Origin of the sequence: Actinoallomurus soli, assembly GCF_024055715.1 — a bacterium.
Lineage (GTDB): Bacteria > Actinomycetota > Actinomycetes > Streptosporangiales > Streptosporangiaceae > Actinoallomurus > Actinoallomurus soli.
In genome coordinates this window covers 1-13,713 of record NZ_JAMXMV010000042.1, presented here as the reverse complement: position 1 = coordinate 13,713, position 13,713 = coordinate 1, and the positions used below count along the sequence as shown (strand labels likewise).

The following is a 13,713-nucleotide window of genomic DNA, read 5'->3' as shown; positions in this document are numbered from 1 at the left end:
ACCGCCGCAGCGAGCTCGATGGTCGCCACAGGTAGGGAGACGTGGATCGGCCACGTTCGCCGAACCATCCCGAAATGGAAACTGGGTGGTCTCAACGCTATTGAGATGACCCAGCTCGCTGCCGGTGCGCCGTCTGGGACTCGAACGCCGAACCCGCGGATTAAGAGGTCCTAACAAAATGATCACTTCGGTCCCACGGTGGCTGCCGGGCAGCTTTGATCATCTTCCGTGAAGAAGGGCGAGCAGCCGCCGTGGATCGTGCGGGACAGCCTGTGGGAGCGGATCGAGCCGCTGTTGCCGAAGGTGGAGCGCCGCACGCGCCACCCGGGCCGCAAGCGGCTGGATGACCGCAAGGTGTTGTGCGGCATCTTGTTCGTGCTGCACACCGGGATCGCGTGGGAGTTCCTGCCGCAGGAGCTGGGGTTCGGGTCGGGGATGACCTGCTGGCGCCGGCTGAAGGAATGGCATGAGGCCGGGGTGTGGGAGCAACTGCATCAGGTGCTGCTGGCCGAGCTGCACGCGGCCGGGAAGCTGGACTGGTCCCGGGCGGTGATCGACAGTTCGCACGTGCGGGCGCTCAAGGGCGGCCCAAAACCGGGCCGAGCCCGGTCGACCGCGCACGAACGGGCTCGAAACACCACGTCATCACCGAAGCGCACGGAATCCCCCTCGCCCTCAGCCTGACCGGCGGCAACCGTAACGACGTCACCCAGCTCATGCCACTGATCCAGGCGATCCCACCGGTCCGCGGGCGGGTCGGCCGACCCCGGCGGCGGCCCGACAGCCTGTACGCCGACCGCGGCTATGACCACGACAAATACCGGCGCAAGGTCTGGAAGAAGGGCATCAAACCCCTGATCGCCCGACGCGGCACCGCCCAACGGGTCAAGATCAGCACCTCGATCGGTTTCCAGGACGTCCCGATGCCGCATGGGCCAAGTACGTCCGCATTCCGACGTACCTGTACGGCGTCCACGGCGATCTCCTCACCACGCCGGATGATCTTGAGCAGGCGTTCGAGATGCTGGACGTCGAGGACAAAAAGCTCGCATGGGTTCAGGGCACCTCAGCGCGCTGGGACGGCTACCTGGAGTTCCAGCGCCGACCCGAACCGATACTGGAGCGGTTGTCGCGCCACCTGGCGTGACCCGGCCCCGGTACGCGGACAGATCACGGGCGCCTGAGACGCCGTGGAAGCGCGCCGGCAGCACCGCGTTCAGGGTGCTGCCGGTGCGCTTCCGCTTCCTCCGGACGAGATCGCCCGGGCCGGGTCACTTGCTCATGTCGAGAACGAAGCGGTAGCGCACGTCGTTGGCTTCCAGTCGGCTCAGGGCGTGGTTGATGTCACTGGCGGGCACGACTTCCACCTCCGGCAGGACGGAGTGGGTGGCGCAGAAGTCGAGCATCTCTTGTACGAGACGGGTACCGTCGCCGCCGCCCCCGGCGAGGCGTTTGGCGCCGTAGAGCAGGCTCATGGGGTCCACCTGCCAGTCCTGGTCGGGGATGCCGACGGTGCACAGGGTGCCGTCCAGTGTGAGCGCCCGCAGGTAGGCGTCGGGGCGGTGCGGCGCGCCGACGGTGTCGAGGATGAGGTCGCAGCGCCACTGGGCGGCATTCATCTGCTCGGGGTCGGTGGACAGGATCGCTTCGTTCGCTCCGAGTGCGCGGGCCTGGGCCGCTTTGTCCTGGGAGGTGGTGAAGGCGATGACGTGTGCGCCCATGGCGTGGGCGAATTTCACGCCGAGGTGGCCGAGGCCGCCGATGCCGACGACACCGACGGTTTTCCCCGGCCCGGCCTGCCAGTGGCGCAGGGGCGCGAAGGCGGTGGCCCCGGCACACAGCAAGGGTGCCGCGGCGGCGGCATCGAGCTGCGGGGGCAGGTGGTAGACGAAGGCTTCCCGTGCCACGTACTCCTGGGCGAAGCCGCCCTGGGTCACGGTCCCGTCCACGCGGTCTTTGCCGTTGTAGGTGACGGTGGGGTATGCGAAGCACCAGTTCTCGCGGTGGTCGAGGCATGCGGGGCAGGTGCCGCAGGAGTCGACGACGTTGCCGACGGCGACTGGATCGCCGACATGGAAGCGGGTGACCGCGGGGCCGACCGCGGCGACAGTGCCGGTCATCTCGTGGCCGGCGACCAGTGGCATGGAGGCGACGTCGCCGTGCCGGACGGCGCGCAGGTCCGATCCACAGACGCCACTGTAGCGGACGGTGACGGCGACGTCGTCGTCACGCAGGTCGCGGCGCTCGAAGGTCCAGGGAGTAAGGGGGGCGCCGGGTGCATGGACGGCCCAGCCGGTGGTCTGACGCATGTTCTGTCCGTTGCTCGTGTGCGGTGGGTGGGGTGGTAGGGGCGGGGTCACCGGTTCCAGGTGTCCTTGATCCGCTGGTGCTCCCGTGCCGCCTGAAGGGCGCCGGCCTGCATGGCCTGCTGGGCTGGCCGGGGGTCCATCATGTTGGTCTCGTTCGGGTCCGCGGCCGGATCGGGGGCGATGGCCAGGACTCGCCGGGTGCGGCTGAGCCGGTCGAGTTCGGCGTCGACGACGGCCGCGGTGGCGGCCATTCCGCCCTCGACCGGGGCACCCCGACCCGCCAGCGGGAAGCAGGACAGGGCGATCAGGACATCGGTGGCTGGTGCGGCGGCGGCGTTGAGGTGGCTGAGGATGCCGCCGTCCATGTAGTGCCGGCCGTGGGCGGTGACGGTTGGGAAGATCGCGGGTACGGCGCAGCTGGCCGCGACGGCGTGCTGGAGCGGAACGCCGGAGTCGGGTCCCCAGACGGTGAGCTCGCCGTTGTCGGTGTCGAGGGCGGTGCAGCGGAAGTTGGCCGGCCACGGGGTGTCGGCGAGGACGCCGAACAGTCCGAGGAAGGTCTCTTCATCGAGGGTGCGGGCTTCGCGAGCCATACGGCCTATGGCAGTGAGGGCCGTGCGGGGGTCGGTGTCGAGCCCGGCCTGCCGCATCGCCTCCATCAGGGCCTGTGAGCCGGCGGCGAGACTGTCGGCGGCCACGGTCTGCCCCAGTGCGGACAGGCTCGCGAAGGCGTCGGTGACGTCGCGGTCGGCGGCCAGGAGTGCGCCGACCAGGGATCCCGCCGATGTGCCGAGGATGACGTCGGCGGCGGAAAGGGCGATGCCCTGGTCACGCAGGCCGGTCAGAAAGCCGCTCTGCCAGGCGATGCCGAAGGCACCGCCACCGCCGAGCACCAGAGCGCGGGTGAGGTTTTCGGGGAATTCAGTCATGTCAGATCCCGGGGAATGGTTGGCGGTCCGGGAGGACCGGGTGTGGCGGATGCCGGCCTGCCATCGCGTAGGCGCGGGCCAGGTCGGTGTGCGACCGGCGGCGGCCGGACCGTAGGGGGTGTCGTCGGCGATCCGGACGGCCTCGCCGGCGTGGTGAACGGGCATCAGCAACGGCGACCAGGGTGGGGTCGAGGAAGGAATCGCCGCTGTCGCGCGGGTTGTCGCCTGGGACGCGGGCGCCGAGCTCACCGCTCGCGCAGTGGCGGAACGCCTCCACGGTGTGGTCGGCCGTCCAGCGGCTGTCGGCGACGGATCCGCTGTGGCGACCGCGCGGTCGACGAGTGCCGGAGGAGCCACGAAGATGATCAGGCGGCGGGCTCTCCCGTGGACCTGGTCATCCTGTCCACGACGCGGGTGACCTGGGCGCGTGTCATCAGGCGCCGGGCAGCTCCGGCCATGAGCCGGTTGCGGCGTCCGGCGATCACGCTGGGCGGCGGGTTCTTGCCGTCGAGCGCCTTCAGGACGGTGGCGACGACATTTCGGGGCTGTTGCAGCCGCTGGCCGCCCGCGGCGTCGGACGTGCCGACGACGTCGAAGAACTCGGTCTGCGTGGCCCCGGGTGACAGGGCGATCACCTTCAGGCCGGTGCCGCGGGACTCGGCCCACAGCGCCTCCGTCAAGCTCAGCACGAACGCCTTCGTCGCGCCGTACGCCGCCATGCGCGGGTTGGCCTGGTACGCGGCCATACTCGCGACGTTGATCAGCACACCCCTGCCGTGGGCCTGCAACTGGTTGATGAAGGCGCGGCTGATGTCGGTGACAGCGGAGACATCAAGGGCGATCTCCTGGCGCAGCCGCTCGGGGTCCTCCTCGTGGAAGGGCCCGAAGGTCGCGAACCCGGCGTTGTTGACCAGGCTGGTCACCACCAGGCCGCGGCTTTCGAGCTCCGCCGCGAGCACCTCTCCGGCCCGGGTGTCCCCGAGGTCCTGGACCACGGTGTGGACCGCGATTCCGTAGCGGTCCGACAGCTCTCCGGCCAGGTTCTCCAGCCGGTCCTTGCGCCGGGCGACCAGGATGAGGTCCGATCCGCGCTGCGCGAGCTGCCGGGCGAATTCCTCGCCCAGGCCCGAGCTGGCTCCTGTGATCAGGGTCAGCTGACCCCGGTATGCGACTGCGGTCATTTTTTCCTCACCATCGTGTTCGGCGCGTCCGCGGTTGCAGCGTACGACAGTTTGCCAGTCGCTGCCAAAAAGCGTGTGATCGCCTGGTTGGCAGTGGGCTAGCATGGTGTTCATGCAGCACGAACCGCGTACGCCTTCGGTGTGGGAGCGATCCCGGCAGATGGCCAGCCGGGAGATCATCGACACGGCCGTCCGTCTCTTCACGACCCAGGGCTACGAAGAAACGACCATCGCCCAGATCGCCCGGGAAGCAGGCGTCTCTCAGCGCACCCTCTTCCGCTACTTCGGCACCAAGGAAGACCTCGTCTGCGGCGACCAGGACGAACTCGGCCGCCTCCTCACCAAGACCGTCAAGGAACAGCCCGCCGAGGTCTCCGCCTGGGACGCCCTGCGCCGCGGATTCACCGCCCTGCTCACCGCCAACCACGCACTGGAGATGACCCTCACGCTGTCCACACTCATCTTCCGCACGCCCGCCCTGCACGCGAACTACGTACAGAAGCGCCTGCGCTGGCAGTTCGACCTCATGCCCGTCATCCGCGAACGCCTCGAAGCCGCCGGGCACGAAGGCCCCGAAGCCGACCACGAGGCCCGCACCGTCATCGCCGTCTCCTTCGCCTGCGCGGACGCGGCCACCGGCACCTGGATCGCGGGCAACGGCACCGGCGATCCGGTCGCCCTGTACGACCAGGCGCTCGCCCTGACCCGCACAGCATCCTGACCCGACGCGTCAACCGGCGCGTGCGGGCTCCTGGCTCATGCCCCGTCAGGACGCGGGTCGGGCCAGGCATCGTCGTCCTCCATCAGGTCCAGGCCCGGCGGTACGAGTGTGGTGTCCTCCACCAGCCCCCCTTGAGCAGGTTGTGCAGGGCGGACGGAGGGCGGACGGGGCGTAGAGCCCAGCACGGGCGGGGCCCGGTCCCGGCGGGCGGTTATCCGGCCGCGAGTACGACGATCAGCACCAGCGCGACCGCGATGAAGCCCAGCAGGAGGGAGACCCGCAGCTGACCGGGCTGGAGGTCGAGACGGCCCCCGTCGTCGATGCCGCGGCGCCCAGCGCCGCCGGGTCCCGCGCCGGGCGGCGCGGGCCGCCGCCTTATCGTGCGCTGTCAGTCACCGCCGCTGACAACCTTCTCACCTGGCTGGCCCGCGAAGGGCTGACACTGGGCCCCTGCACCCAGCCGGACCTGCAACGAACGCTGGATGGCCGGCCCCACCATCAGCTACCGCGACGAGACCGGCCACTTCGTCCGCGGGTCGGTACAGCACCACCACGCCCGCGGTGTCAATCCCCTCGCAGCGTGGAGACGATCTATGCGGCCATTCCCTCGGCGAGGGTGGCTCGGTACTCGCGTTCGTAGTCGATCGGGCTCTTGAAGCCGCACACGCTGTGTGGCCGCCTGGTGTTGCAGAAGTCGGTGATCCAGGTGGCGATCCTGATCCGGGCCTCGGTGCGGGTGCGGAAGGTGTGCCGGTGGACGTACTCGACCTTGAGCACGCTGTTGAACGCCTCGCTCACAGTCGAAGCAAGATCCGGCTCTGCCCATGGACTGCACGATGCCCAGCGTGCAGCAAGCCCGCCGGAACTCTCGTGAGCAGTCCCCTGTCCGTATGCGTGATCACTCCACGGACGTCGCCGCCCCGGGTGGCCGCGGCCATGTTGAGCGAGGCCACCACCAGCTTGGCGTCGTGACGTGCGCCCATCGCGTAGCCGAGCAGGCGGCGGGAGAACAGATCGATGACGGTGGCGAGGTAGAGCTTGCCCCCGCCGGTGTTGATCTCGGTCATGTCGCCTACCCAGACGAGGTCCGGTTCCTCGGCGGTGAAGTCCCGGCGTACGAAGTCCGGGGCCGCAGCCCGCTTGCCGGGCCGGGTCAGGCCCCGGCGCCGGCGGATCTTTCGTCCGGCCTGGCCGAGTTCGGCCATGAGCTTGGCGACGGTGTTCACCGACGCCCTCCAGCCCTGGCGCACCAGCGTTATCCAGACCTTCGGCGAACCGTAGGTGCCGTCCGAGGCGTCGAAGATGTGCCGGATCGCGTCGGCCAGCTTGCCGCGTCGCACCTCACGGGCGGTGACGGGCTGGCTGCGCCACTTGTAGAACCAGGACTCGCTCACCCGAAGCGCGCGGCATGTCAGGGTGTGCGGAATGTTCTGCTCGGCCTTGCAGTCGCTGATCACCCCGGCCACCTGGGCCGGGTCCGCCGCAGCTACTTCACCCACAAGGCCATGCAGCGTTTGAAGACATCACGCTCCATCTCCAGCTCGCGGATGCGCTTGTTCTTCTCCGCCATCTCCCGGCGCAGCCGCTCCAGCTCACCCCGCTCGGTATCGCGCAGCCGGCCGCCCGAGGCGGCGCGGGCCGGTCGGAGGACGCTGAGCCCGTTGCGCCGCCACCGCGACACCCCCGCAATCGCAGGCTCCACGCTACGAGGAGAAGGTCAGATGCCTCATGGGCTGCAACCGGGTGGATGATAGGCCCGGTCCTTATGGATCGTTCGCTGTTGCGCCGCCTGACTCACCGGAAGACGGCTCGATCCCCGACTCCGATACTTCCGGCTGTGGTCCGCGCTCATTGCGGAGGGCGAAAGAGTTGACGCACCCGGGTCGTGGCATGCTCCCCGCGCCTGAGCGGAGCCGGTCACTCCGCGGGCGCGTCGGTCAGTTTGGCGAGGAGCCTGCCGAACGTCGCCAGGTCATCGGGTGTCAGCCGTTCGAACTCGACGGGAGGGCGGTCGACGACGGCGTGTACGCGTCGAAGCACGTGTCGCCCGCCGTCTGTGAGGACGACGTGCTTTTTGCGCCGATCGTCGGGGTCGGGGCTGCGCTGGACGTAGCCGCGCTCTTCGAGCGTGTTGACGATGATGGTCGCGTGCGACGGTTCGATGTCGAGTAGCTGGGCCAGCTCGGCGAGCGTGCGCGGGGACTGCTCGATCAACAAGAGTGCGCCAACCCGGCCGTTGCCGCGCCCGAGACCAACCGTCTCCCGCAGTTCACGGTGTCGATCCTGGGCCCGCATGTAGCTCTGCAACGCCGCCCAGACCGCTGATGCCGTCGGGGGCGGTGGCGCGTCGTCGTTCAAGACCATGACACCCACGTTTCCACATCGGTTCGACCGGCACTTGCTTACATGTATATAATGATTGCATGTTTGTAACTAAGGCGCCAGGGGACGCGCCGTCGGCGTCTCCCAGGCGTCCGCAGTTCCTCGTCGCGGCCTGTTGTCTCAGCGTCTTCGTTGCAGGCATCAGCACAACCACCCTCAACGTTGCGCTGCCTACGATCCGGACTCGGCTTCACGCCTCGGTGAGCGGGCTGCAGTGGACGGTGGACGCGTACTCGCTGGTGATCGCATGCCTGCTGCTGCTGGCCGGCTCCCTCGCCGACAGGTACGGGCGCCGGAAGGTGTTTCTCGCCGGGCTCGTCGTGTTCACCGCGGCGAGCGCCGGGTGCGGGCTGGCGCCGTCGCTGGGCTGGTTGATCGCTCTGCGGGTGGTGCAGGCCGTAGGCGGTTCGATGCTCAACCCGGTGGCGCTTTCGATCATCACGAACGCCCTGCGGGATCCCGCGGAGCGAGCGCGGGCGATCGGCACCTGGGGGGCCGTCTTCGGACTCAGTGTCGGACTCGGCCCAGCGATCGGCGGCCTCGTGGTCAGCGCGTTCGGTTGGCGCTACGTGTTCCTGATCAACGTCCCCCTGGGCCTGCTGGCGATCTTGCTGACGATGCGCTACATCGCCGAATCCCGCGCCACTGAGGCCCGTCGGCTGGACCCGGCCGGACAACTCCTGTTCATAGTCGCCCTGGCGGCACTGACCTACGGCGTGATCGAGAGCCCCGGCCGGTTCCGGTCGCCGATGATCGTGGCCTCGTTCGCCATTCTCGCGATCGCCGTGATCCTTTTCGTCGCAGTCGAGTTGCGTTCGGCGCAACCGCTGATCGACGTCCGCTACTTCCGCAGCCCGCCGCTCACCGGCGCCAGCTTGATCGCCGTCCTGGCCTTCGGCGTCCTGGCCGGATTCAGCTTCCTCAGCAGCCTCTATCTGCAACAGGCGCGAGGGCTGACAGCGGTCGCCGCCGGCCTGGCGCTCCTCCCTATGGCCGGTTCCATGGCCGTCCTGGGCCTCGTGTCCGGCCGCATGGTGGCCCGTCGCGGCCCACTGGTCCCGCTGGTCGTGTCGGGCCTGGCCACCGCGGCCGGCTGCGCAATGTTGTCGGGGGTGACGCAGCACACGCCGTTGGCCTACGTTCTGGCCGCGTACGCCGTCGTCGGTGTCGGGCTGGGGATGGTCAACCCGCCGATCTCCACGATCGCGGTGTCCAGCATGCCGAGCGACCAGTCGGGAGTTGCGGCCTCGATCGCCTCCACGAGCCGGCAGGCGGGTGGCGCACTCGGCGTCGCCGTCGTCGGGCTCTTCGTCGCCAGCAGCGCACCGGACCAGTTCGCGCACGACGACCGGCCGGCCTGGCTCGTGCTCGTCTGCTCCGGTGTGGCAGTAGCAGCCCTCGGGCTGCTCTCGACCGGCCGATGGGCTCGCAACGCGGCACTCCGCAACGCTGACCGGATGTCGGCGGGATCTCCCCGCGGCAGTCGACCGGATCAATGAGCACAAACCAAATACAGAGAGGACACCGTCCATGACCGCAGTACTCGACCCGACCGTGGCGCTCGTCGTCATCGACCTTCAAAAGGGGATCGTCGGCCTGCCGCCGGCCGACGATGCGGCAGCCGTTGTGAAGAACGCGAGCCGACTCGCACACGCCTTCCGAGCTCGGGGCCGGACGGTCGCGCTGGTCTCTGTCGTCGGGGCCGCCCCCGGACGGGCCGACGTCTCGCACACCGGAGGCGAACTCCCGGCCGACTTCGCGGACCTCGTCGCCGAACTCGGCGATCACCCGGACGATATCGTCGTGCAGAAGCGCAGTTGGGGGGCTTTCAGCAGCACTGATCTCGATGAGCAGCTGAGGAGCCGCGGAATCACGCAGATCGTGCTGTGCGGCATCGCCACCAGCATGGGCGTCGAAAGCACGGCACGATTCGCGCACGAGTACGGCTACAACGTGGTCGTCGTCCGTGACGCCGTCGCCGACCCCGAACCGGCCGCGCACACGCACTCGCTTGAGACGATCCTTCCCCGGATCGCGCAGGTGCGCGGCGCCGACGAACTCCATCTCGAACTGCAGTGATGTGGCACCGCCCCGGCCGGCTTCCTGCTGTTTGAGGCATCCCGGCCGATGCTGTGGGGACCGCGGCGGGTCTGCCGGGCGCGGTTTGCCAAGGGCCAGTGTCAGCGGGTGTCCGGATCGTCCTCGGTGCACCAGCTCCCTAGCGTCGAACCTCCGAGCTGGTCTCATTGCCTCACCTGCGGCTCCGGCAACGGCCGCGGTCACGGCGGTGGCTACGGCTACGGAAGCGGCTCAGGCTCCGGCGGAGGCGGTGTCAGCCACCCCAAGCCCCCACCGCCCCCGCCCGCAGACCCGTGTGCGCACAACCACCGGTGCAGCGTCCCCAAACCGCCCAAGCCCAAGCCGAACTTCACACCGCCCAAAGCCCCGACCCGGCCCGACCAGCTTCCTCCCGGTACGCCAACCGCTGGCGGTGCACCCGTAACCCCGGCCCCACCGCAGATCAACCCGAGTCAACCGGGCGGCGGAGGCCTGACCCAGCCTGGCGGCCCGCCCAAGACACAGCCGGCGCTTCCGGTGAAGCAAGGTTGCTTGCTGGACTGCGGCGATACGACCAGCCCGATAGTCCCCATATTCCCCGATCCCGGCCAGGCATCCAGAGACTTCGGCGACTGGTCAGCCAGAAGAGCCCAAGACTGGTGGAACTGGCTCACCGGAAGCGACAAACCAAGCGACAAGCCAGATCCGATAACACGAACTGATCCCCATCCGGGCGACACCAATGCGCCTATGCCTGGGGACGGTAAAACGATTAGCCCGCGTGACGTCCATGGTAAGGTTCAAGGCGGCTCTCACGAGTTCACTCCCGACGAGATCGACTACATTAAGCAGCATGGCGACCTTTGCTTCCAGGACGATGGTCAGCTAATCCGAGTCCTGCGCAAGGGAAATGGGAAAAACGATGTCGTGATCTATGACCCGTCGAATCCGAGTGGCCAGCCAACGACTACGATCAGAGATATGAATGACTCTGCGATTGAGCGCAGACTGCGGGATGACAGGTGGTGGCATTAGTGCGAGAAGTGGGAGAGAGGTTGCGATGTCTAATATGCGGGAAGAGTACCGCCGAGGCGCCTGATTACATAAAGGTATCTATTTCTACAGAAGTGAACGACACTGAGCAGTTTCTTGGAGCTCATGCGGGATGTCTCGAGTCCGTTATGGCTAGCGGCTTCCACGTAGAAGTACCCTGAGTTCCCCTCAAGCGTGTCCGGCCGCGTCCTAAGATGGCGTGAGTGGGCAGTGATCCGGGGAAGGCTAGAGCCGCCGCCCCGGCCGGGGCATGGGGCCACTCGGGGCGGCTGGTGCCCGTCGCCGTAGGCGACCGTACACCGCATCCCATTCGGGCGGTCCGCAGGCGGCAGGCTGGCGCGCACGTCCGTCACACCGCTTCACTGGCCCGATCCACAGCGCCGCCGTCGTAAACGGTGTCACCCGCCATCCGGCGCGGCCTGGCGAGCAGCCCGGTGGTGGCCGTCGGGCGCAGTGTCAGGCGTGCTGTCGGCTGTAGGGAGCGGTGTGCCGGGTAGCGCATGCAGAACGGTCCGTCCGCCGGGTGTGCGGCTGGACTGACGGCGGCGGTGGTTGGTGGTGGGGGTGAGGAGGGCGGCGACGTCTTCGGCGGCTTGGCGGGCGAGGTCGGGGAGGACGGAGGTGTAGGTGTCGGCGGCGATGGTGATGGAGGACAGGCCGAGGGTTTCTTGGACGGTTTTCATGTCGTGTCCGGCTGCGAGCAGGAGGGTGGCGGCGCCGTGCCGGAGGTCGTGGAGGCGGATGGGGGGCAGGTCGGCTTCCATGCACAGCCAGTGGAACTGTTCGGTGACCTCTGCTGGGTGGAGGGGGTGGCCGGTGGGGGTGGTGAACGCGAAGCCGGTGTCGGTCCAGTGTTGGCCGGCGGCGAGGCGTTCGGTGTTCTGCCGGGCCTTGTGCGCCACCAGGGCGGTGATGGTGTGCCGGTCCAAGGCGACCTGCCGGCCCCCGGCGTCGGATTTGGGTCGGCCTTGGACGGTGGTGCCGCCGATCTGAACGATCTGCCAGCGTACGGTCGCGATTCCGCCGGTCAGGTCCAGGTCGGGCCAGCGTAGGCCGCAGGCTTCGCCGCGGCGTAGTCCGCGGAAGGTGATGAGGTGGAACAGCGCGTACAGGCGGTGGCCGTGGGCGCGGTCGAGGAACGCTTGGGTTTGTTCGGGTGTCCAGACCATGACCGGGGATGGGCGGGGCGTGGCGATGTAGGAGTCCAGCGCGGTGACCCCGGTCCCGAGTTTGGCGCCGTGCGGGCTGCGGGCGGCCAGGACCGTTTTGCGGCGCCGGGTGTCCTCTATGTACTGGTGGCGGGCTTGCCGCCAGGAGGTGATGCGTTCTGGCGTCCAGACCAGGGCCTTGGGGCGTTTGGCCGGGGGTAGTTCGATGACGGCGGCGGGGTTGAAGTCGATCAGTCGTTGTTTGATCGCGGTGTTCAGCGCTGACCGTAGGGTCGCGCGGATCCGCTGTTTGGTGGCGGCTCCGACGAGGCGGCGGCCTTTGACTTTGGCCCGCAGGTCCGGGTTGCCGCTGGTGCGGGCGGTTTGGATCGTCTCGTTCAGCTCATCGATGGTCTGGAAGACGGCGGTCACGTCGGTGGCGTGGAGTTTGTCCAGGCGGATGTGCCCGATGATCGGGGTCAGGTACAGGCGGATGTGGGTGGCGTAGGAGGTGGTGGTGCCGGGCCGTAGCCGCTGTTTGCCGCGTAGCCATTTCTCGAGTCATTGGGCGAGGGTGAGCCGGGTGGACAGGTCCTGGCCGGTCCGGACCTTGCGGCGCACCACTTCCGCATCGGGGAGCCGCCGGGTGTCCTTAACGGTCTGGACCATGAGGTCGGCGACCTTAATCGCAGTCGCCTCGTCATCTGCGGCGATGGCCAGCAATTCCCGGGCGGTGTTCATTTCCTGTTCGGCTTGGTCCTGGGTGGCGAAGCCGCTGCGGCGCAGTGGGCCGCGGCGGCCGCCGTCGGCGTGGGGTGGTAGTTCGAGTTGGTAGGTCCAGGTGCCGTGGTTGCTGCTGCACGCTCCGCGAGCACGTCGCAGCTTCGGGCATCTTTGGCCTAGGCGCTGCCCGGTGTCGATGTCACGGCCGCGAACAACGACTACGTCTGCACCGAGAACGCCGGGGCGGCCTTCCTCATCGCCAACCGGACCGCGATCGACCTATGAGAGGAATCCGACCTCAGCAACGACTGAGGCGGGGCTGGGTAGCATGCCACCATGCCGCCCACCCGCGAGAGCACCGAGCTGAAGCTGCAGCCGTTGACACACCCGTCGCGGTCGCTGGCCGAGCAGGTGATCTCCGAGGTGCGGCGGGCGGTGCACACGGGCGTGATGGTGCCGGGCCGGCTCTACTCGGTGTACCAGGTGGCCGAGCAGCTCAACGTGTCCCGCAGCCCGGTCCGCGAGGCGCTGCTGCGGCTCGCGGACGCGGGCCTGGTGCAGGTCGAGCGCAACCGGGGTTTCCGTGTCGTGCTGCCGCACCCGAGGGAGATCGTCGAGATCTTCGGCGTACGGCTGGCGCTGGAGCTGCCCGCGGTGCGACGGGTGGCCGGCGCGGACTCCGCCGACCTGGGCGAGGCCCTGCGGACGACCATGGCGGAGATGGCGGCGGCGGTCGAGGCCGGTGACGAGACGTTGTTCTTCCACCTGGACCAGGCCCTGCACGACCACATCCTCGTCGCCGCGGGCAACGGCCGGGCGCGGACGATCGTCGGCGGCCTGCGCGACACGATGCGGATCCTCGGCACGTCCACCGACGACCGTTCCCGTACGCTCCGGCAGGTGCACGAGGAGCACGAGCCGATCGTGGCGGCCGTCGCCGCCGCGGACGCCGAGGGCGCCGTGCGGGCGATGCGGGCGCACCTGACCAACACCGGCCTGATCCTGGCCCGGCAGGCCGCGCGGGCCCAGGGCGAGCCGGTCGACGTGGACGCCCTGTGGGCGTCCATCGTCGCCGAGGGCTAAGAGGTCCTAACAGAAAGATCAGCGGACGAGGCGTCGCCAGTAGATGATGGCTGCGGCCAGGGTCATGAACGCCTCATGGATGTCATCGCGGATCTCCCAGCGGATGCGCAGGCGGCGGAACCAGTG

Annotated in this window: 14 protein-coding genes and 1 pseudogene; 6 read left to right on the top strand and 9 right to left on the bottom strand. The window is 68.6% G+C overall.

The genetic code is table 11. From position 1 onward, the window contains the following. Nucleotides 1-255: 255 nt before the first annotated feature. Nucleotides 256-878: pseudogene (locus tag NDW01_RS41785) on the top strand (IS5 family transposase); the annotation flags it as partial. A 143-nt stretch (nucleotides 879-1,021) separates the two neighbouring features. After that, nucleotides 1,022-1,147 (top strand): hypothetical protein, encoded by a 126-nt coding sequence (locus NDW01_RS43450; protein ID WP_256514491.1) that lies wholly within the window; start codon nucleotides 1,022-1,024, stop codon nucleotides 1,145-1,147. 124 nt (nucleotides 1,148-1,271) lie between these two features. Here the strand turns inward: NDW01_RS43450 and NDW01_RS41780 are convergent, their stop codons facing one another. From NDW01_RS41780 to NDW01_RS41770, 3 genes are all read right to left on the bottom strand, one after another. Further along, nucleotides 1,272-2,309 carry an NAD(P)-dependent alcohol dehydrogenase gene (locus NDW01_RS41780; RefSeq protein ID WP_252830174.1) on the bottom strand — a complete coding sequence of 346 codons (1,038 nt, stop codon included), beginning with the start codon at nucleotides 2,307-2,309 and terminating at the stop codon, nucleotides 1,272-1,274. A 47-nt stretch (nucleotides 2,310-2,356) separates the two neighbouring features. Continuing rightward, on the bottom strand, nucleotides 2,357-3,238 hold the full coding sequence (locus NDW01_RS41775; RefSeq protein ID WP_252830173.1) for a patatin-like phospholipase family protein: 882 nt from the start codon (nucleotides 3,236-3,238) through the stop codon (nucleotides 2,357-2,359). 365 nt (nucleotides 3,239-3,603) lie between these two features. Further along, entirely contained in the window at nucleotides 3,604-4,419 is an 816-nt protein-coding gene (locus tag NDW01_RS41770; RefSeq protein WP_252830171.1) for an SDR family NAD(P)-dependent oxidoreductase, read from the bottom strand. A gap of 112 nt (nucleotides 4,420-4,531) precedes the next feature. Here NDW01_RS41770 and NDW01_RS41765 point away from each other — a divergent pair, with 112 nt between their 5' ends. Continuing rightward, a complete protein-coding gene (locus tag NDW01_RS41765) occupies nucleotides 4,532-5,140 on the top strand; it encodes a TetR/AcrR family transcriptional regulator (RefSeq protein ID WP_252830169.1) in 609 nt (202 codons plus the stop codon). A gap of 591 nt (nucleotides 5,141-5,731) precedes the next feature. Here NDW01_RS41765 and NDW01_RS41760 read toward each other — a convergent pair. From NDW01_RS41760 to NDW01_RS41745, 4 genes are all read right to left on the bottom strand, one after another. Further along, a complete protein-coding gene (locus NDW01_RS41760) occupies nucleotides 5,732-5,938 on the bottom strand; it encodes an integrase core domain-containing protein (RefSeq protein WP_252830168.1) in 207 nt (68 codons plus the stop codon). Beyond that, nucleotides 5,935-6,639 carry an IS3 family transposase gene (locus tag NDW01_RS41755; protein WP_252830166.1) on the bottom strand — a complete coding sequence of 235 codons (705 nt, stop codon included), beginning with the start codon at nucleotides 6,637-6,639 and terminating at the stop codon, nucleotides 5,935-5,937. The genes NDW01_RS41760 and NDW01_RS41755 overlap by 4 nt, the downstream gene beginning before the upstream one ends. Then, entirely contained in the window at nucleotides 6,627-6,842 is a 216-nt protein-coding gene (locus NDW01_RS41750) for a hypothetical protein (RefSeq protein WP_252830164.1), read from the bottom strand. Before NDW01_RS41750 ends, NDW01_RS41755 begins: the two co-directional genes overlap by 13 nt. Nucleotides 6,843-7,057: 215 nt before the next feature. After that, nucleotides 7,058-7,504 (bottom strand): MarR family winged helix-turn-helix transcriptional regulator, encoded by a 447-nt coding sequence (locus NDW01_RS41745; RefSeq protein WP_252830160.1) that lies wholly within the window; start codon nucleotides 7,502-7,504, stop codon nucleotides 7,058-7,060. Between the two features lie 59 nt (nucleotides 7,505-7,563). On the opposite strand from NDW01_RS41745, the gene NDW01_RS41740 reads away from it, so the two are divergent. Together NDW01_RS41740 and NDW01_RS41735 are read left to right on the top strand one after the other, a co-directional pair. Then, complete coding sequence (locus NDW01_RS41740) at nucleotides 7,564-9,021, top strand: MFS transporter (protein WP_252830159.1); 1,458 nt, start codon at nucleotides 7,564-7,566, stop codon at nucleotides 9,019-9,021. Nucleotides 9,022-9,076: 55 nt separating this feature from the next. Continuing rightward, entirely contained in the window at nucleotides 9,077-9,601 is a 525-nt protein-coding gene (locus NDW01_RS41735) for an isochorismatase family protein (RefSeq protein ID WP_252830158.1), read from the top strand. A gap of 1,430 nt (nucleotides 9,602-11,031) precedes the next feature. Here the strand turns inward: NDW01_RS41735 and NDW01_RS41730 are convergent. Further along, the gene (locus NDW01_RS41730) at nucleotides 11,032-12,213 is read right to left on the bottom strand and encodes a tyrosine-type recombinase/integrase (RefSeq protein ID WP_252830156.1); all 1,182 of its coding nucleotides are present in this window, start codon (nucleotides 12,211-12,213) and stop codon (nucleotides 11,032-11,034) included. A 129-nt stretch (nucleotides 12,214-12,342) separates the two neighbouring features. Continuing rightward, nucleotides 12,343-12,522 carry a hypothetical protein gene (locus tag NDW01_RS41725; RefSeq protein WP_252830154.1) on the bottom strand — a complete coding sequence of 60 codons (180 nt, stop codon included), beginning with the start codon at nucleotides 12,520-12,522 and terminating at the stop codon, nucleotides 12,343-12,345. A 318-nt stretch (nucleotides 12,523-12,840) separates the two neighbouring features. Between NDW01_RS41725 and NDW01_RS41720 the strand changes: the two genes are divergently transcribed. Next, nucleotides 12,841-13,587 (top strand): GntR family transcriptional regulator, encoded by a 747-nt coding sequence (locus NDW01_RS41720; RefSeq protein WP_252830152.1) that lies wholly within the window; start codon nucleotides 12,841-12,843, stop codon nucleotides 13,585-13,587. Nucleotides 13,588-13,713: the final 126 nt, after the last annotated feature.

Excerpts from the sequence above, each read along its gene's own strand:
- NDW01_RS41780 (WP_252830174.1), bottom strand. The coding sequence starts at position 2,309 with ATGCGTCAGACCACCGGCTGGGCCGTCCATGCACCCGGCGCCCCCCTT.
- NDW01_RS43450 (WP_256514491.1), top strand. The coding sequence starts at position 1,022 with ATGCTGGACGTCGAGGACAAAAAGCTCGCATGGGTTCAGGGCACCTCA.
- NDW01_RS41765 (WP_252830169.1), top strand. The coding sequence starts at position 4,532 with ATGCAGCACGAACCGCGTACGCCTTCGGTGTGGGAGCGATCCCGGCAG.
- NDW01_RS41720 (WP_252830152.1), top strand. The coding sequence starts at position 12,841 with ATGCCGCCCACCCGCGAGAGCACCGAGCTGAAGCTGCAGCCGTTGACA.
- NDW01_RS41770 (WP_252830171.1), bottom strand. The coding sequence starts at position 4,419 with ATGACCGCAGTCGCATACCGGGGTCAGCTGACCCTGATCACAGGAGCC.
- NDW01_RS41725 (WP_252830154.1), bottom strand. The coding sequence starts at position 12,522 with ATGAACACCGCCCGGGAATTGCTGGCCATCGCCGCAGATGACGAGGCG.
- NDW01_RS41745 (WP_252830160.1), bottom strand. The coding sequence starts at position 7,504 with ATGGTCTTGAACGACGACGCGCCACCGCCCCCGACGGCATCAGCGGTC.
- NDW01_RS41775 (WP_252830173.1), bottom strand. The coding sequence starts at position 3,238 with ATGACTGAATTCCCCGAAAACCTCACCCGCGCTCTGGTGCTCGGCGGT.
- NDW01_RS41740 (WP_252830159.1), top strand. The coding sequence starts at position 7,564 with ATGTTTGTAACTAAGGCGCCAGGGGACGCGCCGTCGGCGTCTCCCAGG.